Below are 17,933 nucleotides of genomic sequence, written 5' to 3' on the forward strand. Positions count from 1 at the left end.
GTGCATGGCCCCTCTGTCCTCGGTACCTGAGAGATTGCGCCGCGGTTCGCTCGAACCGGACGACGCGCGCCCCTTCGGTGGGCAGCCTGCGTGCCGCGTGGTTCGTTTGGACCGCGCCGGGTACGCTACTGCCGCTCTCCAGAGTGCGGACCTTCGCGCGTTTCCGTCCGCATCCTGTGGATGCATGGGCAGATCAGCGGTCCGGCGCGCACGGTCCTTTTGCCTGAGAGTTTGTGGGTTGCCCCTTCGGCGGCGCCGGCGGGATGCGCTGTGCGCATCGGCCGGCGCGCTCTCCCGGCGCGCGTGGCGATTGTGCGCGACGCCCGGGGGCTGTGTCAATGCGAGAAAAAACGGGAGGGGTGGGGTGGGGCTGTTGCAGGGCGTGTGCTGGGGGGTATGAGGTCGGCGTGCAGAAGGACGCGGCGGGCCGTGGGCGATGGCTGGCCACCCGGCCGAATGAAGCGTGTGCTGAATGCGCGAGGCGGGAAAGAGGCCGCTTCGAGTCGTGTGTCGCGTCGGCCGGGCAGCGGAATCGCGACGGAGATGAGGCTGCACCGGAAAACCTGGTGGGTTCGCGTGTTGCTGTACCACCCCGGGGCGGCGTGGAGAATAAGAACGCAGTTCAAAAAGGCTCATCGGAGCGTTGAAGAGTGAGCCAGCAAATCAGGCAACAGGCCAGCTTGAGGAGCCCTTCGTGAATGTCGGCTCGTCGTTGCGGTGTGGCGTTCGACACCGCGCATGAGCACAATGCTGAGGATACGGTCAGCGGCGCACAGATCGTTCCGGGCGAGTGCGCAGGAAGTCGAACAGGGCATGCGATGGAGCCGGAATGGGACGGTTATGGCTTCGATCCCATGCTGCCGCTGGTGTGGCAAACGCGAACCGGTCTGACGCCGACCACAGCGGGCATTCATCTGGAAATCAGGCTCCGGGAGCGATGATGGAATCGATCAATTCCGCTCCCCCCTCGATGTCTTCGTTGCCAACGAAGCGGGATACATCCATGTGACCATCGGCAAACACATCGATCTCAATGCGCTGTCCGACAATGGTGATCAGAACCTGAACCGTTTCGGGGCGATGGCGCGAAAGGGTATAACTGATCTTCGCTTCGTCGAGTCGTGCCAGAAGGTCAAACAGTGGGTGATTCATCACCGAGGCCCCTATTTTTTAAATCGGTTGTCGTTGAGGAGTTTCAACGCTTTCCGAGCGTCTTTCATGCCGCTCTGCGCATCCCCCTGGATTTCATTTAACGTCGAATTCAGATACTGGCTGGGGAACTCACGTAGTACCGAGCCCTTGCATTCCGCCGACAGGATGTCGCAAGCATATATGCCGCCCCGGTCGTTTGCAGCCAGGTCAAACACGCCGCCGCTGATCGGATCCGGATGATACTCAAACGGATGCGCGTCCCCGAAAGACATTGATTCGCCGGGGGTGCTCGCGCCATGCGTCAAGCTATCGGCCATACCCAGTGTCCTGCCGCCGCGTAACGCGCCCATCACCTCTTCGACCGCGTGAGGCCAGTCAGTCCCACTGCTGGAACGAGTGGCGTTTTTCAAGGATGCCACAACCGGTACGTATGGCGTGTGGTCGATAAAGTACCCATTGTCATCGAGCGGTACGAACTCACCGTTACGCACACCGTAGACGGTCGGCTTCGGTTCTGGTGCTCGCTTCGGCCAGCTCTGTGGCGCGTAGAATCGGATGACCTGTCGGCCACCTCGCCAGGCTCGGTCAATCGCGGGAACGAGCCAGCCATCGCGTACCGCGTTGTGAAGTATGCGCGTCACGCTTTCACCGTCGACCGGCGTATCCCATCCCGAGATGCGCAGATGTTCTCCGATGAACGCGGCATAAGCGGCGAAGTCGCGGCAGGTGCGCGCATCGCGTCGACCGATGGAAACCCGGAACAGCCGGGCGAAGTCTCGCCGGTCCTGCTCAATCTGTTTCTGGCGCTCCCTGCGCGCCTCCTGGCGCTCCTCGTAAGAGAGCGTCAAGCCACGGTCAACGTCTTGCACATCGCGGACAGGCACAAGCGAGCATTGCCAGTCGTTCGTCAGTGGCACGTACAGCGCGTTGTATGAATTCCCCCATTCGGGAAACGACATCTCCCCTCCGCATCGGTCCGAGGCGGTATACCTAACACGCCGGCCATGCCGTGCGCCTTGCGCTGCGTTAACCACGAAAACGGTGATGCGGAGCGCATTGGGGACATGCGCCAGGGTTCTCCCGCGACCGCCACGAAGGCCGATTTGCGGTCGAAGCGTGGCGTCGTTGCAATGGGCGCCCGCCGGGATGACTGCGGCCGGCGTGCCGTTGGCATCGGTGGCGACGGGGTGTTTGGACCCGGTCGCGCACGATCCGTGCGGTTTGGGCCTGTTTTTCACCTGCCAGAGCGGCCCGAACCGAAGAGGCAGTTCAGCCTTTTGAAACATCCTTTTCGACGATGGCGGTCGCGGTGAACGACCGGCGGCGCGGTGTCCCGTGCCGCCAGCATTACGACGATTACTCGATCGCGTGCGCGGCCGTATCGAGTTCCTCGTTCAGCACGCGCTGTTCGTCCGGCGACAGCCCGCCGCCGTGCTGCGCGGCCATGTTGTGCGCCTCGCCGCGGATCACGTCGAGTCGGTGGTGCAGCGCGTCGCCTTGCGGCGGCGGATAGCGGCCGTCTGCGACGTGCGCGTCGACGCGGCGGCTCAGGTTCCCGATCCGGCCGTCCACCTGATGCAGCCGCTGCGCGGCGATCTCGTGCGGACTCGGGCCGGGACGTTCCGGCGGGGTGACGACGCAGGCGGCGAGCGTCGAAAGCAGCGCGCCGGCCACCAGCGCGCGAGTGATGCGGGACATCGGAAACTCCTTGTTGTCGTTGTCGCTTTTTTGCGTTGTACCGTCGGCAAACGCTTCGTCCGCGCAGCGCGATGACCGCGCGCCCGGACGCACTTGTAACAGTTCGTTTGCGCCTTTCGGCGCCGTCGGCGAAAGGCAGGCGCGCGCGTAACCGGACGGTCAGGCGCGCGCCGCGTGACGGCGGTTCGTCAGGACGCGTGCGCGAACGCGAGCGTGCGGCCCGACGCGGCGCTCTGCATCGCCAGCTCGATCACGGTCATCACGTCGATCGCGTCTTGCGGACTGACCGGGAACGGCACGCCAGCGCGGATCGACGCGGCCAGCGCGCGGTAGAAACCGGTGTAGTCGCCGTCGGCGGTCGGCAGCGTGCGTTCGGTTTCGTGCCCGTCGTCGAGCAGCACATGCAGACGTCCCGGCTCGTTGCCGCCGCCGAAGCCGGCGTCGCCGGGACGCAGGCCGGCCTTCAACTGGTCCTCCTGCGTGTCGAGCCCGTTCTTCAGATAACTGCCGCGCGTGCCGTGGATCACGAAGCGCGGCGCGAACGCGGCGAGCGCGCTCGCGTGCAACACCGCTTCGTGCTGCGGATAACCGAGCACCAGATGCGCGTAGTCCGGCGCGCTGCCGTCGTCGCGGCGCGTGTGCACGAACGCGGTGACGGTGTCCGGCGCGCCGAACAGCGCGAGCGCCTGGTCGATCAGGTGCGGGCCGAGGTCGTACAGCAGGCCGCCGCCGCGCGCGGCGTCCTCGCGCCAGCGTTGGCGCACGAGCGGCCGGAAGCGGTCGAAGTGCGATTCGAAATGCGTGACGCGGCCGAGCGTGCCCGCGTCCAGCAGTTCGCGGACCGTCGCGAAGTCGCCGTCCCAGCGGCGGTTGTGAAACGGCGCGAACACCAGCCCGCGCTGCTGCGCGAGGTCCGCGAGCGTGCGGGCTTCGGCGGCGGTCAGCGTGACCGGCTTGTCGACGACCACGTGCTTGCCGCTGGCGAGCGTGCGGCGCGCGAGGTCGAAGTGCGTGTCGTTTGGCGTCGCGATCACGACGCATTCGACGTCCGTGAGCGCGACGAGCGCGTCGAGGTCGGCGACGAGCGTCGCGTCCGGATAGTCGGCGCGCGCGCGGTCGGGCTGGCCGGTCGCGATCGCGGCGACCACGGCGTGGCCGCAGTGCGCGATCACCGGCGCGTGAAACGTCTGGCCGGCAAAGCCGTAGCCCATCAAGCCGATTTTCAGCGGCGAGGTCATCTGCAAACTTCCTCCATGTGGCGCGCCGCGAGTCGCGGCGGCGGTGGGCCGGAACACAGGATTCTGGCACAGCGGCTGGTGTCGGCGCGAGGGCCGCCTGCGCCGCGCGATCGTCGGGTCGCCGCCGGCTCTTCGTCGGGTCGTCGTCGGGTCGTCGTGTTAACATCGCAGCTCCCGCGCGCTGGCGGCCGAACGGATTGCCCGGAAATTGCATCCCGGAGCGATACCCCGCCGCCGCCTCGCGCCGTGCCGGCCGCCGTGATGCGCGGCCGCACGCCTTCCAGTCGTATCACCTGTTTTTTCCCATCCAGCAACGATGTCCGCAGGTCTGAATCCCGCCCAAAGCGAAGCGGTGCGCTATCTCGACGGTCCGTGTCTCGTGCTCGCCGGCGCGGGCAGCGGCAAGACGCGCGTGATCACGCAGAAAATCGCGCACCTGATCGAGGCGAAAGGCTTCGAGCCGCGCCACATCGCGGCCGTCACGTTCACGAACAAGGCCGCCGCCGAAATGCGCGAGCGCGTCGGCAAGCTGCTCGAAGGCAAGACGCTCACCACGCCCGGCAAGGAAGGCCGCAAGGTGCCGGTGAACCAGTTGACCGTCTGCACGTTCCACTCGCTCGGCGTGCAGATCCTGCGCCAGGAGGCCGAGCACGTCGGGCTGAAGCCGCAGTTCTCGATCATGGATTCGGACGACTGCTTCGCGATGATCCAGGAGCAGGTCGGCTCGACCGACAAGGGTTTCATCCGCAAGATCCAGTCGATCATTTCGCTGTGGAAGAACGGCCTCGTGATGCCCGAGGAGGCGATGGCGATCGCGTCGAACGAGGACGAGCACCAGGCCGCGATCGTCTATCGCAACTACGTCGCGACGCTGCACGCTTACCAGGCGGTCGATTTCGACGACCTGATCCGCCTGCCGGCCGAACTGTTCGCGAACAACGAGCCAGTGCGCGACAAGTGGCAGAACCGGCTGCGCTACCTGCTGATCGACGAGTACCAGGACACCAACGCGTGCCAGTACGAACTGCTGAAGCGGCTGGCCGGCCCGCGCGCGGCGTTCACCGCGGTCGGCGACGACGACCAGGCGATCTACGGCTGGCGCGGCGCGACGCTCGAAAACCTCGCGCAGCTCGGCAAGGACTTCCCGAAGCTGCACGTGGTCAAGCTCGAACAGAACTACCGTTCGACGGTGCGGATCCTGACCGCCGCGAACAACGTGATCGCGAATAACCCGAAGCTGTTCGAGAAGAAGCTGTGGTCCGAACACGGGATGGGCGACACGATCACCGTGACGCCGTGCAACGACGAGGAGCACGAGGCCGAGTCGGTCGTGTTTCGCCTCTCCGCGCACAAGTTCGAGCGGCGCGCGCAGTTCCGCGACTACGCGATCCTGTATCGCGGCAACTTTCAGGCGCGGATCTTCGAGCAGGTGCTGCGGCGCGAGCGGATTCCGTACGTGCTGTCCGGCGGCCAGTCGTTTTTCGACAAGGCCGAGATCAAGGACCTGTGCGCGTACCTGCGGCTGATCGCGAACCCGGACGACGACCCCGCGTTCATCCGCGCGATCACGACGCCGCGGCGCGGCATCGGCAACACGACGCTGGAGGCGCTCGGTGCGTTCGCGGGGCAGGCGAAGGTGTCGCTGTTCGAGGCGGTGTACATGGGCGGCATCGAGGCGCGGCTGTCCGCGCGGCAGATCGAGCCGATGCGCACGTTCTGCGATTTCATGCAGCGGCTGACCGAGCGCGCGGACAAGGACCCGGCGACCACCGTGCTTGACGACCTGATGGAAGCGATCCACTACGAGGCGTACCTGTACGACGCGTTCGACGAACGCCAGGCGCAGACGAAGTGGCAGAACGTGCTCGAATTCCTCGAATGGCTGAAGCGCAAGGGCACGAAGCCGGAGAAGGAGATTAGCGAGGACAGCGAGGCCACCGGCTACGACAACGCGGATGGCCTCGGCGACACCGGCAAGAACCTGCTCGGCCTCATTCAGACCGTCGCGCTGATGTCGATGCTCGAAGGCAAGGAGGAGGACCCGGACGCCGTGCGGCTGTCGACCGTGCATGCGTCGAAGGGACTCGAATATCCGCACGTGTTTCTCGTCGGCGTCGAGGAGGGGATCATGCCGCACCGCGGCGGCGCGGACGACGAACCGGTCGACGACGCGCGGATCGAGGAAGAGCGCCGGCTGATGTACGTCGCGATCACGCGCGCGCAGCGCAGCCTGCATCTGAACTGGTGCAAGAAGCGCAAGCGCGCGCGGGAGACGGTCGTCTGCGAAGCGTCGCGCTTCATCAAGGAGATGAGCCTCGAAGACGCGCCGCCGCCGACCGCCGACGAAGCGCCGATGTCGCCGAAAGACCGGCTCGCGAGCCTGAAGGCGCTGCTGCAGAAGGGGTGACGGCGCGCCTTCGCGTTTTGCCCGTTAGTTATCTGGCCGCGCCGACCATGTAGTCGACCGCGGCCTTCACGTCCGCGTCCGACGCGTTCGAGCCGCCTTTCGGCGGCATCGCGCCCTTGCCGTGCAGCGCGTAGTTGTAGACCGTGTCGATCGGATCTTTCAGGCGCGGCGCCCAGTCGTCCTTGTTGCCGAACTTCGGCGCGCCGAGCACGCCCGCCGCGTGACACGCCTGACACACCTGCTGATACAGCGCCTTGCCGGCCTGCGACGCGTCCGCGCTCGGCTGCGCGCCGCCGCCCGCAGCGGGCGCGGCGGCCTGTTGCGGTGCGCTTGCGATCGCGGCGATGGCCGCCGCGGCCTGGGTGGCGGCGGCCTGCGCGGACGTATCGGCGCCGGAGGCCGGCGCGGCGCCCGCCGGCGGGTTCGCGGCCGGCTGCGGCGGGTCCTGGAACTGCGCGCCGCCGTGATTCGCCATGTACGCGACCGCGAGGCCGATTTCGTAGTCGCTGTAGTCGTCGGGGCTGGTGCCGCCGCGCGCGGGCATCGCGCCTTTGCCGGTCAGCGCGGTGTGCCACAGCGTGTCGAAACCCTGGGAGATGCGCGGCGCCCAGTCGGCCGCGTTGCCGAACTTCGGCGCGCCGGCTGCGCCGCTCGCATGGCACGCTGAGCAGACCGCCTGGAATACCTGCTCGCCGGTCTTGTACGCGCGCGGCGCGTTCGCGTCGCGGATGGTGACCTGCGCGATCGGCGCGATGCGGGCGGAAACCGCCGCGCTGGACAACTCGTCGGTGCCGGCGCCGGTGCGCGTCGTGTTGTCGACGTAATACGCGAGCAGCACGATGATCGCGATGGGGACGGCGAACCCGGCGATGATCGCCGCGATGAGCTGGCCGGGTGTCTTGATCGGGGCTCCGTGGGGGGCTTCGCTCATGCTTGTCTCGTCTCCGTTGGTCTTGTGAGCCGCTACGGCAGGACGGTAACGATCGGGGGAAAGTCGGACAGGGACGATTATAGACGGAAGGTTTTGCGCCGACAGCGCGTCGGCGGCGGTGTTCAGCGGACGTTTACCCTTAGCTGGCGTGGCGTTGGGACCCGGCCCTGATTGTTGCGGGTGGTTGGAGTGGGGTTCGGATAGGGTTCGGCGGGCGGGTTGCCGGAGCGAGCCGCCGCGCGGTGGACGGCACCGGCGAAACCGGGTATTCTCTCGGTCTCACTGCGGCGCTGCTATCCGGTACGGTGGCAGCGCTTTCGCGTTGTGAAGCGCCCGTAGCTCAATGGATAGAGTACTGCCCTCCGAAGGCAGGGGTTGCTGGTTCGATCCCAGCCGGGCGCACCAAGAATATGATAAAAATCAAGGGGTTGGTGTCGCGCCGTTAGCGCTAGGCAAGTTCGTACGGAAATCATACGGAAATGCGCGGTGCACCAAGGCGCGTCAGTCGAGGTCCTCTGCCTTGCTCCCTGTTCTCTACAGCTGCTACGCGTTATCCTGCCGAAATTCTCCCGGCTCTAAACTGGCGACTCCCGATGTTCGTAGCAAGGCGGCTGCTCGTAGACAATCTCCCCCTTTTTCGCGGCTCTGAGCGATCTGATCTGACGACGTCCAACGTTGGAAAATGGCATCCGGCGGTCGGCTCTTTCCGGACCCTGAAGCGACGTTCGGTATTCGATCTCGAAGGGGCTCTTATTGAATTACAGCAGCCGCTCATTCGCGGCTTTGCGACGGTAATCTACACGATCCGGTAGCCCAATAGCATCTATCAGAACAGGCGGCCTGTGATTGCTAGTTCAATCGCTGAATCTGATGCAGAAATTGGACAAAGGCTCGTAACGATTGATGATCTTCGGCTGAGATAGGGTCTGGGTCAAAGTGCATCACGTCGTTTCTAATTAGTCGCACCCGGTCCAGCTCCTTCTTGAAAATCACACGGTCGATTTGCAGCCCAATTCGCTGCCAACGCTCTGGATTTTCCATCAATCTTATAATTTCCCCTAGGGTCAAATCTGCGACCGAATCTACCGGACGCCCCTCATCGGCCCCATCGCGAACCTCCAGAAGCTGCTCACCCGTGAACTTTCCATCAATCAACGATCGCACGAAATTTTCGATTTCGCCTAACAGTAAAAAAGGCTCAGAAAGTTGCTGAAACTGCAAGTTCAGATCTGTCGATGTAACAATACCTTTGATGCGATTGTCTGCCGCTCGAACCAGTACATACGACTCGGCGGCAATCAACCGAATCACATCGAATAGGGAATCCGATTCCTTTACTTCCACTCCTTGGTCCATGCACTGTCTCACGGTGGTGGGGCGTTCCGCGTCAAACTGCAAATGCCGAGCTATCGATTCCCAACTCACAACGCCCTTAAGATCGCGCTCGTTCGTCATGACAGGAAGCTGGGAGAAGTCACGCAAGAGCATAGTCGTCACAGCTTCTGCGAGACTGCAGTCGGGACGAACGCTTAGCGGCTGCTTATTTGCAGCGTCAAGACGGCTAATCCGAAAAGCCGGTTCCAATGGGGCGCCGCCGAGATACGGCGGCTGCTCGGCGACACCCTCAGCAGCCGCGACCGGCCGTGCCTGAACCGCGTCGCCGGCGCCGACGATCGGCGCGGGTTCGGCGTCAGCCGGAACAACGTTGTCCGGCGGAACTGGCAGATCTAGTCGAAAAGCCAACTCAGTATCGAGGCTCGCATGATTGAAGTTGGGATCGGTATCAACTCCTGCATTGCGAAGCGTTTGTCGGATTGCGTAAGCGACGTTCGAGCCGCGTCGCTCCGCACCACCCCAGCGTAGCAACTCCCGAACTGATATTCGAGTAGGCTGCTCGCCCGCATTCAGTTCCTCGCGAACGCGACCTAGTTGTTCTTGCAATGCAGCAAGGTTCATGTGTGTGGTTCAGCCGGGGGAAAGTCCGATTATAAATCGGAGGGGCGAAAGTCGACCCGTTGCTGTCAGTCGAACCGGCGCAGTTCTAAGGACGGTACCGTGACACCAAACCCGATACGATCGAAGCGGAAGGGACGGAATCATCGGCTATGCAGGCTTAGGCCTGCTGCAGATGCGGATGATGCAGCCTATCTCGGCGACCAGAGACAACCGCGCCCTTCACCGGCTCAGCGTCCGCGCACGGGCAGCGTCAGCAGCATGAGATGCACGCTGCGGTTGCTCTGGCTGTCAACGGCCTGACCCGTAAGCGTCGGGAGGTCGGTCTGTGGCAACTCAGCGACGAAGAGGCGCGAAGCGGCAATCCCACCTTCGGCAATCAGGGCACTGCGTACTGCCTCAGCACGCCGCGCCGCGAGCGCGCGATTGAACATGCGGCCGCCGCGCGTGTCTGTGTAGGCAAGGGCCAACAATCCCGTTTCGGGATGGCCGCGCAGGTAGTCGCGCGCCTTCGCGAGCTCTGCCAAACCATCGACTAACAACTCTGCCTTGCCAGTTTCGAAGAGGATCGGTCGCAGGTCCGGCAGCGCCGCTACGGGTGGCAAAACCGGAGGCGATGGCGGTGGCACAGGAACTGGCGGAACGACAAATATTTGTGGTGGAGCGTCTTTCTTTTGTCCGATCGCCCAAGAGAAGACGCCGATAGCGAGCAACGCGAGAAAACCCAATACAAATGCTTCATTACAGCCCTTGACGACCCGATAGTGCATGCGGGTGAACGCCGCCCAGTCGTTCACACTCTGGAGGCTACTCGCTCTATCATCGTAAGCTTGCCGGTCGCCGGCGACCCGGCCATCGATGTTGGCCGGTGCATTATCCTGGCGTTGCACCTCGCGCGAATTCTCCCATTTGTTATATGCGCTATCGGCCTTCTTCTCGAGATCGTCAAGGGTCGGCGCGTCGTCCGGCAGCACATCCTTGCGGTGGAGTTTGAATTCGGCGCGAAGCCACCCGACCTCTTCGAGATCGGCAGGAGCATAACCCGTCAGGTCAACATGCTCGCGAAGTACGCTCGCGTAAACCAGGTCAGGCTTCAACAGGCGCAAAAGGAGAACCATCGACCTGCCGATGAGAAGGACAGCTGCGATAAGCCCCACGGTCGCGATCAGCCAGCGGATAGGAGCTCGCGTGGGGTCTAGGCTGCCGTAGCCGTTGAATGGCGTACCGGCGAGCAGCAAGCCGGCGATACCGCCGAAGACTCCGAGCAGCGTCTTGACATTGTCACGCAGGCTCGCCTTCGGGGTCGCGTATGAGTCGGTCGAGTCCACCTCGCACACCCGACTTAATTGCTGTCGGGAAGCCGGAAAAGTCGCACCGCATCTACGGGGATCGAGGGGTCCTCGACGATGCTGCGCAAGTTTTCCAGTTGCTCTGGAGTCGTTCCGCTCCAAGGCTTCACGCCAACGTCGACGAATTTCAGCTTGTCGCCTGCGTTACCGGTGAACGTCTCGAATACACGCTGCGAAAGGTGCCGCGCCAGCTCATCTTTGGACATGTTAGCGTTGCCGTCCAGACTGAGCATTGACTCCGACAAATCCATCTGGGTCCAGTCGAAAGTAACGCCTGTCCTGGTGATAAGCCCCATCGCCCGCGTGACCTGCTTGGGACGCCCTGATGATGGTTGCGGGCCCGACGCGATCACGCCGCCGCGAGCCCCTTCCGACTTCGACGACGAAGAACCCATAGTCGTTCCGTCAACGTCGACATTCCCACTTGCCGCGTCCCCGGACGAAACGGAAGTCGGCAAGGGGACTTCGATTACATCGAAGTCGCATGCGATTCGGATGGTATCGCGCCCGGTGAATTCGTACTGGATCGACATGTCACCTCCTCTGTTCGCTGTAGACGGTTCGCGACTGGCCGGCAAGTGCCGGCGCGGCAGGACTCGTAGAAGCGTCGTGGTTTCGTCACCACGTAGTCGCTTGGGTTCCCCACTCACTGGGTTATATCGCGTTGCTTGTAAATTGGTTTGTGTGGCCTGATTCGCTATTTGGCAGGCTTCGTATGCGAAGCGTCGTATGCGCTCTTTGCTTGCTTAATAACGTCCGCCGCCACTTCCCATCCACTCGAAGTGCCCGCAGGCTGACTTGTAACTTCGGCGCCACAGTCGCTCCTTAACGAAACGGTCCCTTTGTCTGGCAGCATAGTTGATTCGAGAAAATTCGGATCCGCCACTCGGACCGTCATAGACATTGACGCGCGCGAGACCGCAGGTCTGGACGGCATGATTGGGGCCATTGGCGGCGGTGGATTATCAATCGGCTTTGGGGTATTCGCTGCAACCTTCAACATGGCGGAGTTCCGATATAGTTCGGGCGCACGACTCAACGTAGGAATTGTCTCGTCACGTTTGCTCATGCCAATCTCGTTCATACCAAGATTCGATTCGGCTTGCGCGCCGATCGGAGAAAATCTCACCATTGCCTCTCGGCATGAAGAGTAAAAAACGGCTGTTTCGTTCGATCCCAAGTGGTTAGCTGCAAATTCGCTGAAAGAAATGGCGCCCGGCGACGGAGGGTAAAACGTGATTGAGATACGCCACTGTGGAGTCTCAGATCCTGCCGGGCCATCGTATTGACAAACGCGGACGTCATCTGATTCCTGACAAACAGTTGGAATGCTTGCAGACAGAAATTGATCAACCGCAATTGAAATGGGAAACTGGATAGGACCCGGCGTCGGAGGGGCGCTGCCTCCTTTTATCAAGGAGCCGACAATACCCGCTGCTGCGTCAATGTACTTTATGCGGTTGTCTTCGACCGAGACGTCGACAGAATCCATCAACATCGTACCGGGTTTGTACTTCATTGACAGGTGCGTCTTCACACCCCAAAACATGCTTGAACCAACGGCCGTGAAGAAGGGATCGGCCGCCCCATCAACAAGAACAGAGGTAGCGGTATAGCCGGAGTCCTTGGCATCAATATTGATAACGGTGTGCGCGAATTTGAATTTTGGAGCGCTTGCCGACATCGAGGTATCGCCTTTCTTGAGCATCGAATAGTTTATCGTCGGCGACGCACATCCTGCCAACGCACAAAGAAATGAGGCTGCGACCAATCGAGTCAGCACCATGGTATACCCTCTCTGCGGTTCTACTCTGTTGATCTATTTTGGAGAATAGTGGGAAACCTTCTAAGTTCAACGCCAATTGAGCCCCTTATGCCGCCATTCGACGATCTGCCACATTTGACAGTCAGCCTGGGCAGTGGAGGTTTCGCCGCGCTGAGGCAAGTTCCAAACGTCGGAATTCAGTTTCCACTGGTTACGCAACAGAAGGAATTCTGGTGTTGGGCCGCTGTGAGTTTAAGTATGCGAATTTTCTACCAGCGCAACGGCGACGGTATGCAGCAATGTCAACTTGCCCAAGCGGTTTTTCCAGGGAAGGCCTGCTGCTCTCCAGGATATGCGTGCGATGAGCCAGCAGAACTTGAAGTCGCCATGGAGCGCGCGGGAATAAACGCAACCAGGCTCGATAGGGCCCTCAACCAAGCGGAGATTACAGAACAGATTAATAACTCGCGGCCGGTCGGCGTGCGCGTCGCTTGGGACCCGCTCCACGGCCACTTCGTTTCTATTTACGGGATATATGGGGGATCAGCCGGTGACGTTTGGATTGAAGTCGCGGACCCTGACCCAGATGTTGGCGAAAAATCGACATTACTGACGTCGCTAACTTCTTGTTATCGAGGGACGGGGTATTGGAGTAATAGCTATCTTACCGGCTAGCAGATACGGCCATGAAACTGACTTTCGAAACGGCACCTGACGCGGTCAATCACGTTTTATGCAGCAAGATACCAGACGTTCTAAGAAAATCTAGCGCCGGCAGGAACGCATTTGATGTGTCTGCTGTCTCTATCGGCGCCCTGGGACCGTTTCCGCTTTATGTCGCGGATATCTCTGCGAGCGGGGCAATGTCAAAGCCGAAATTTTTTGCGTGGCGATTCTTGCTCCTGAATGGAGAGTTCGCGATCAGCGCCGCTGACGTCTCAAATGTGGAAAAAGATCACTTGGTGCTGTCGTCCGTTCATTTTGGGCGCGGAGCTAGAAAAACTCAAGAGGGCATCCGATTCGCTCAATCGGTCGCAGGCGGATCCGCCAGGATGAGGCTTCTTTCGATTCCAAGGATGCATATGCTTGTCATCTGGCTGTTAGCAAGAAAAACTATCTTCGTTATAACTGACGCTTCCGAAAATATAATTAAGCTTTCGAGATCAGAATTTATCGCAAATTTATCTGAAAGGCACGAAAATCAGCGCCGTCGGCGACGGCTTACGAACTAGCGGTATGACCGTGGGCCAACGATGGACGGTGGTTGCTCGCGCGCTGTCTAACCTTGAAGACGTGGAGTGGCGGCTGAAAATCTACTCCCAAGGAAACGTTGTGGCTCAACTATCGCACCGATGTGTGAATATATTCGCAGACAACTCAATGCCGTGGCGAGACAATTGAACGAGCGTCCGAGAGAGACCCCGGACTACCAAACTCAAGCCGATCGGTTCCGGCAAACTATTGCATCCACCGGTCGAATCCGCCACTTTACGTGTCAGTCGCTAGCCTCGCATTTGAGGGCCGTTTTTGTCATCGACGCGGGGCGACGTCTTCGGATCGAAGCAGGTCGACGTAAACCGCGTCACTTAGGTTCGCAATGGAATACTTATGCGTTACTACTTCACCGCCTAGCGAGAAATTGAATTGTTCTGATATGCCATCGGGACGAAAGTAAAGCCTGTTCGTTACGACGGTTAGAAGAGCTAAAAGCGCGGTCGCGACAAACAACCCCACTTTGATCCACGAATCCACTCGTGGTTTCTTCTCGTCGAACATGCTCGCTTCAATGAAACGATCAAACTTGCTCAGCGCATATCCGGAGATAAATACGGACGCCAGTTGTCCCATCTGTGCGAAGGCGGTTTGATCCTGAGCCCCGTACGGTGCCAAAAACATTCCTAATCCCCATCCAAGTAACGCCCCCAAACAAAAAATCAAGTAGTTTTGAAATCTGGAGTTCAAATCAGGTGCGAGCTTTGAGCACAATCTAATTAGTAGTGCGGCGAACAACGCAGCGAAAAAATTAGTGAAAAGTACCGTTGCCGCGTTTTTCCCGAAGTTACTTTCCATCCAGGGCCAGAACCAGCTGATCGACTCCATATACAGTTCTCCCTTTTATCCGCACAGTGGGCCTATCAGCCACCGCGATTTCGCTGCAAGTGGCATTCATGCCTCTTGAATGCAAGCTATAAGACGCGGTTGCAGTATAGGATCGCTTAGACGATAGCCAGCAGCCACCTATCCTTGTACGTGTGCTGACGAACACGGCCACACTCAGAGGCATAGCCAACTGATAATAGACCAGTGAACGGGCATTCGTCTTATAACAATCGGGGGGCCGGTCATGCGGCGGTGCCGACGTCTGAATGTCCGATCGACGACGTATGTCAACGGCCGCTTGTGGCCGAGGCCGTGTAAAAACGCGTGAGCCGGCGGTCTGTCGAGCGACTGGTGAGGCCGCGCCTTCGCAGCTTCCTGTCTTCCTGTTGTCTACGACTGAACTGATTTCGCCACGCCAACAAGCAAAGGCAGGCGTGAGATTACGCGCCTGCGAGCTTCATCGCTCGCAGTGTCTTTGCAAATCCGAGGATCTTCATGACGCGTTTGAGGTTGTACGCCAGCACATGCAAGCTCATTTCAGTCGAAACGTTCCCAAGCCTGCGCATCTGGAAGTGGGTTGAGCCCATCCAGTGCTTCAGCGTGCCAAACACGTGTTCGACCGTTCGTCGCCGTATTGTCATCGCGTCAAGCTGACGATCCAGTCTGCGTTGCATTCTGTCGAGTACCGCTTCGTGTTCCCATCGGCGAATGCGCCGATACGGCGCCGGCGTGCACTGCTTTCTGAGCGGACAGTGTGGGCAGGCAGTGCTCCAGTAGGTCCGCAGTTTCAGCAGATTGGCACTCTCCAACGAGGTGTAGCGGTATATCGCGCGTTGCCCTGCCGGACACAGATACTGGTCGTCTCTGGCGATTTAAATGAAGTCGGCCCGGTCGAAGCGACCGTCAGCCTTTGCACCGGAGGTTTGTGATTTGGGCACCAATGCCGTAATGCCCGCGTCGTCGCATGCCTTGATCTCTGGTGCGCTGAAGTATCCACGGTCTGCCAGTGCCTTGATTTTCTTCTTGCCCATCGCGTCGCGCGCCGCTTTGGCCATTGGGCTCAACTGCGTCCGGTCGTTGCCGACATTCGTGACTTCGTGGGTAACGATGAGATGGTGCCGGGCGTCGACGGCGACCTGAACGTTATAGCCAACCACGCCCGTACCCTTGGCTTGAGAGACCATTGAGCGTGAGTCGGGACCGGTCAGCGAGACCTGCTTTTCCGGCAGGTCGTTTAGAAGCTCCGCTGCGCGATCCAGATCGCGCATCTGTTCACGCAGCGTCTCAATCTTCTCCCGTAGGCGTTCAGTCTTCGCTTCTACCTCGGCTGGTTGAGTGCGATCGGCGGTCTCCAGTGCGTCCAGATAACGCTGGATGCTTTGCTCGATCTGCTCCTGACGTCGTGCAATCTTGTTGGGCGTGAAGTTGTTGTCGCGGCTGTTGACCGCCTTGAACTTGCTACCGTCGATGGCTACGACCGCTTGTGTGAACAGCTTCAGCTCCCGGCTTATCATCACGAAGCGACGGCACACGTTGCGAATGCCCTCACCATTGTTCCGCCTGAACTCGGCAATCGTCTTGAAGTCTGGCGCAAGCCGGCCGGTCAGCCACATCAATTCGACATTGCGCTGGCACTCCCGCTCCAGGCGTCGGCTAGACTGCACGCGATTGAGATAGCCGTAGATATAGATCTTGAGCAGCACGGCCGGGTGGTAAGAAGGTCGCCCGGTGCTTGCCGGCGTGGTGCCTTCGAATCCGAGGGATGCCAGTTCGAGTTCTTCGACGAAGGCGTCGACAATCCGCACAGGATTATCTTCAGCGATAAAGTCATCGAGACACTCCGGCAGGAGTGTCGTCTGACTGCGTTCCGCACCTTCGATAAATCGCCCCATCTGCGCCTCTTGTTTCAGCGGGTTGATTTAGTCTAGGTGATCACGCGCGTTTTTACACGGCCTCGGCCGCTAACGGCAGCGGTTCGGCTGACCTACTCGTATTCCTTGCCGGCGATAAGCATGTCGGCGAAACGGCGCCACGGGTTCGATGGGACATCGTAGAAGCGGAGTCCGTTTTTGGACGTTTCGGCCCACGTGGCAACCGCATCGAGGAACGCGCCAATCGACCCATTTTCCTAGCCTGGCGTGCTAGACGCCGCGGACCAGTCGCAAGCAAGGGCATGCAAGAAACTAATAAGCGACCGTTCATCGACAACGCGATCCAACGCCTCGCGTAAGTCGCTGGTTTTCTTCTCTTCTCGGTTGCCGCTCATCTTTCGCCGTCGACAGGATGTCATTTGCTTCGATTGTCAGCTATCCAAGCGACGTCGTCGACCGGCCGTTGATGGCCGACTTGAGGCAGATGGACATCCTCAATGGCGGCGCCGTCCGCGAGGCCCGCACCGGCCTTGCACTAGGTGACGGCCACTAAAGATTTGCGGTTGCGACTGGACCCGCGGTCGTCTTTGCGAAAACCTGGCCTGGAAGCGGAAGCCGCTGAGGCCTGTTCTGCTCCAGGACCGAATCCGCAAGCGGTGTTGGGCAAAAATCGATTGATTTTTCGTGTCGCTGATGATCCAATAGCGTCCATCGTAGGGTATGACTCCACTTTCCTGCGGTGGTTTGACTTGGTGCCCCGTAGTGGCGCACCCTCCAAAAGACGTAGCCCACCTACGTTGTGAGTATCCCCATCGAGGGACACTCCATATAAGCCCATCACGGGTAATACACAAAGACTTCCAGTTCAGACGCAACCTGTTTCGATCAACGATCGAAGGTTCCGCTCTGCCTAATCGCGCCGTGTTTTTTGGCCGCGCGAATTTCACTTTCCAAACATCTAGTGTTCAACGATTCCGCAATGGCGGAAGGGAGTGGGCGTGAATCACGTATCTTCAGGGCTGTCTGCTGCCCAATTGAAAGCAGAAGCCGGTGTTGTATCAATTTGTAGTCCTATTGACTGCCGCTGCGATCGCCTTATCGATATCAACGAGTTGATCAAGCTCACGGGGGATAGTCGCAGCGGTGCGTATGAAAAAATGAACCAGACATCCATCGCCTATGACGCGGAGCACCCGGTGGGTGTTCGGCTGGGACGGAAGTCGGTACGCTACCGGCTCAGTGAGGTTTTGGCCTATATCGCATCGCGTCCTCGCGTGCGAGACACAAGCGGCTTTAAGCGGGAGGGCGAATAATGGTTCTCCGCGCATCCTCGCCATCTGCTTTACCGAAAAGAGACGTTCCGCTGCTCTGGCAGGCGATGACGGACGAACTTTCGCCCGGCGGCGCGCGCTATCAGGCCGGTTCCCGAGAATCGCGACTTCCTCTCCACGGAAGAGTGCGCGGCGGTG

15 protein-coding genes, 1 tRNA gene, 1 pseudogene and 2 riboswitches are annotated in these 17,933 nt (G+C 60.4%); of the genes and pseudogenes, 6 read left to right on the forward strand and 11 right to left on the reverse strand.

The window, feature by feature from the left end; all coding sequences use genetic code 11:
• Window positions 1–3 precede the first annotated feature (3 nt).
• Window positions 4–152: riboswitch (glycine riboswitch) on the reverse strand.
• A gap of 59 nt (window positions 153–211) precedes the next feature.
• Window positions 212–297: riboswitch (glycine riboswitch) on the reverse strand.
• 401 nt (window positions 298–698) lie between these two features.
• On the forward strand, window positions 699–941 hold the full coding sequence (locus BLV92_RS31315; protein ID WP_143040630.1) for a hypothetical protein: 243 nt from the start codon (window positions 699–701) through the stop codon (window positions 939–941).
• On the opposite strand, the gene BLV92_RS01345 is transcribed toward BLV92_RS31315, so the two are convergent.
• From BLV92_RS01345 to BLV92_RS01360, 4 genes are all read right to left on the reverse strand, one after another.
• Window positions 922–1,152: a hypothetical protein gene (locus BLV92_RS01345; RefSeq protein ID WP_090541564.1), complete on the reverse strand. Its 231-nt coding sequence runs from the start codon at window positions 1,150–1,152 to the stop codon at window positions 922–924. The two genes, BLV92_RS31315 and BLV92_RS01345, sit on opposite strands and share 20 nt — an antisense overlap.
• Window positions 1,153–1,163: 11 nt before the next feature.
• A complete protein-coding gene (locus BLV92_RS01350; RefSeq protein ID WP_090541566.1) occupies window positions 1,164–2,111 on the reverse strand; it encodes a hypothetical protein in 948 nt (315 codons plus the stop codon).
• Window positions 2,112–2,508: 397 nt separating this feature from the next.
• A complete protein-coding gene (locus tag BLV92_RS01355) occupies window positions 2,509–2,850 on the reverse strand; it encodes a hypothetical protein (RefSeq protein ID WP_090546746.1) in 342 nt (113 codons plus the stop codon).
• Window positions 2,851–3,038: 188 nt separating this feature from the next.
• Window positions 3,039–4,088, reverse strand: coding sequence for an oxidoreductase (locus tag BLV92_RS01360; protein WP_090541568.1), 1,050 nt, complete (start codon window positions 4,086–4,088; stop codon window positions 3,039–3,041).
• A 316-nt stretch (window positions 4,089–4,404) separates the two neighbouring features.
• On the opposite strand from BLV92_RS01360, the gene BLV92_RS01365 reads away from it, so the two are divergent.
• Window positions 4,405–6,495, forward strand: a complete 2,091-nt coding sequence (locus BLV92_RS01365) for a UvrD-helicase domain-containing protein (protein ID WP_090541570.1) — start codon at window positions 4,405–4,407, stop codon at window positions 6,493–6,495.
• Between the two features lie 28 nt (window positions 6,496–6,523).
• On the opposite strand, the gene BLV92_RS01370 is transcribed toward BLV92_RS01365, so the two are convergent.
• On the reverse strand, window positions 6,524–7,426 hold the full coding sequence (locus BLV92_RS01370; RefSeq protein ID WP_090541572.1) for a c-type cytochrome: 903 nt from the start codon (window positions 7,424–7,426) through the stop codon (window positions 6,524–6,526).
• A 329-nt stretch (window positions 7,427–7,755) separates the two neighbouring features.
• Between BLV92_RS01370 and BLV92_RS01375 the strand changes: the two genes are divergently transcribed.
• Window positions 7,756–7,831 (forward strand) — tRNA-Arg (locus tag BLV92_RS01375).
• A 444-nt stretch (window positions 7,832–8,275) separates the two neighbouring features.
• Here the strand turns inward: BLV92_RS01375 and BLV92_RS01380 are convergent.
• From BLV92_RS01380 to BLV92_RS31320, 4 genes are all read right to left on the reverse strand, one after another.
• Complete coding sequence (locus BLV92_RS01380; protein WP_090541574.1) at window positions 8,276–9,382, reverse strand: CBS domain-containing anti-phage protein; 1,107 nt, start codon at window positions 9,380–9,382, stop codon at window positions 8,276–8,278.
• Window positions 9,383–9,609: 227 nt separating this feature from the next.
• Window positions 9,610–10,707, reverse strand: a complete 1,098-nt coding sequence (locus tag BLV92_RS01385; RefSeq protein ID WP_143040631.1) for an OmpA family protein — start codon at window positions 10,705–10,707, stop codon at window positions 9,610–9,612.
• Window positions 10,708–10,721: 14 nt separating this feature from the next.
• On the reverse strand, window positions 10,722–11,261 hold the full coding sequence (locus tag BLV92_RS01390) for a hypothetical protein (protein WP_090541580.1): 540 nt from the start codon (window positions 11,259–11,261) through the stop codon (window positions 10,722–10,724).
• A gap of 164 nt (window positions 11,262–11,425) precedes the next feature.
• Window positions 11,426–12,436 carry a hypothetical protein gene (locus tag BLV92_RS31320; protein WP_143040632.1) on the reverse strand — a complete coding sequence of 337 codons (1,011 nt, stop codon included), beginning with the start codon at window positions 12,434–12,436 and terminating at the stop codon, window positions 11,426–11,428.
• Between the two features lie 165 nt (window positions 12,437–12,601).
• On the opposite strand from BLV92_RS31320, the gene BLV92_RS01395 reads away from it, so the two are divergent.
• Window positions 12,602–13,168: a papain-like cysteine protease family protein gene (locus tag BLV92_RS01395; RefSeq protein ID WP_090541581.1), complete on the forward strand. Its 567-nt coding sequence runs from the start codon at window positions 12,602–12,604 to the stop codon at window positions 13,166–13,168.
• An 11-nt stretch (window positions 13,169–13,179) separates the two neighbouring features.
• The gene (locus BLV92_RS31325) at window positions 13,180–13,725 is read left to right on the forward strand and encodes a hypothetical protein (protein ID WP_143040633.1); all 546 of its coding nucleotides are present in this window, start codon (window positions 13,180–13,182) and stop codon (window positions 13,723–13,725) included.
• 298 nt (window positions 13,726–14,023) lie between these two features.
• On the opposite strand, the gene BLV92_RS31330 is transcribed toward BLV92_RS31325, so the two are convergent.
• Both BLV92_RS31330 and BLV92_RS01400 read right to left on the reverse strand, forming a co-directional pair.
• A complete protein-coding gene (locus tag BLV92_RS31330) occupies window positions 14,024–14,593 on the reverse strand; it encodes a hypothetical protein (protein ID WP_143040634.1) in 570 nt (189 codons plus the stop codon).
• A gap of 440 nt (window positions 14,594–15,033) precedes the next feature.
• A pseudogene (locus BLV92_RS01400) lies at window positions 15,034–16,485 on the reverse strand (IS1182 family transposase).
• 977 nt (window positions 16,486–17,462) lie between these two features.
• Between BLV92_RS01400 and BLV92_RS01410 the strand changes: the two are divergent.
• Window positions 17,463–17,777, forward strand: coding sequence for a helix-turn-helix transcriptional regulator (locus BLV92_RS01410; RefSeq protein ID WP_208862113.1), 315 nt, complete (start codon window positions 17,463–17,465; stop codon window positions 17,775–17,777).
• Window positions 17,778–17,933: the final 156 nt, after the last annotated feature.

The sequence above is a fragment of the Paraburkholderia caballeronis genome (assembly GCF_900104845.1).
Classification (GTDB): Bacteria; Pseudomonadota; Gammaproteobacteria; order Burkholderiales; family Burkholderiaceae; genus Paraburkholderia; species Paraburkholderia caballeronis.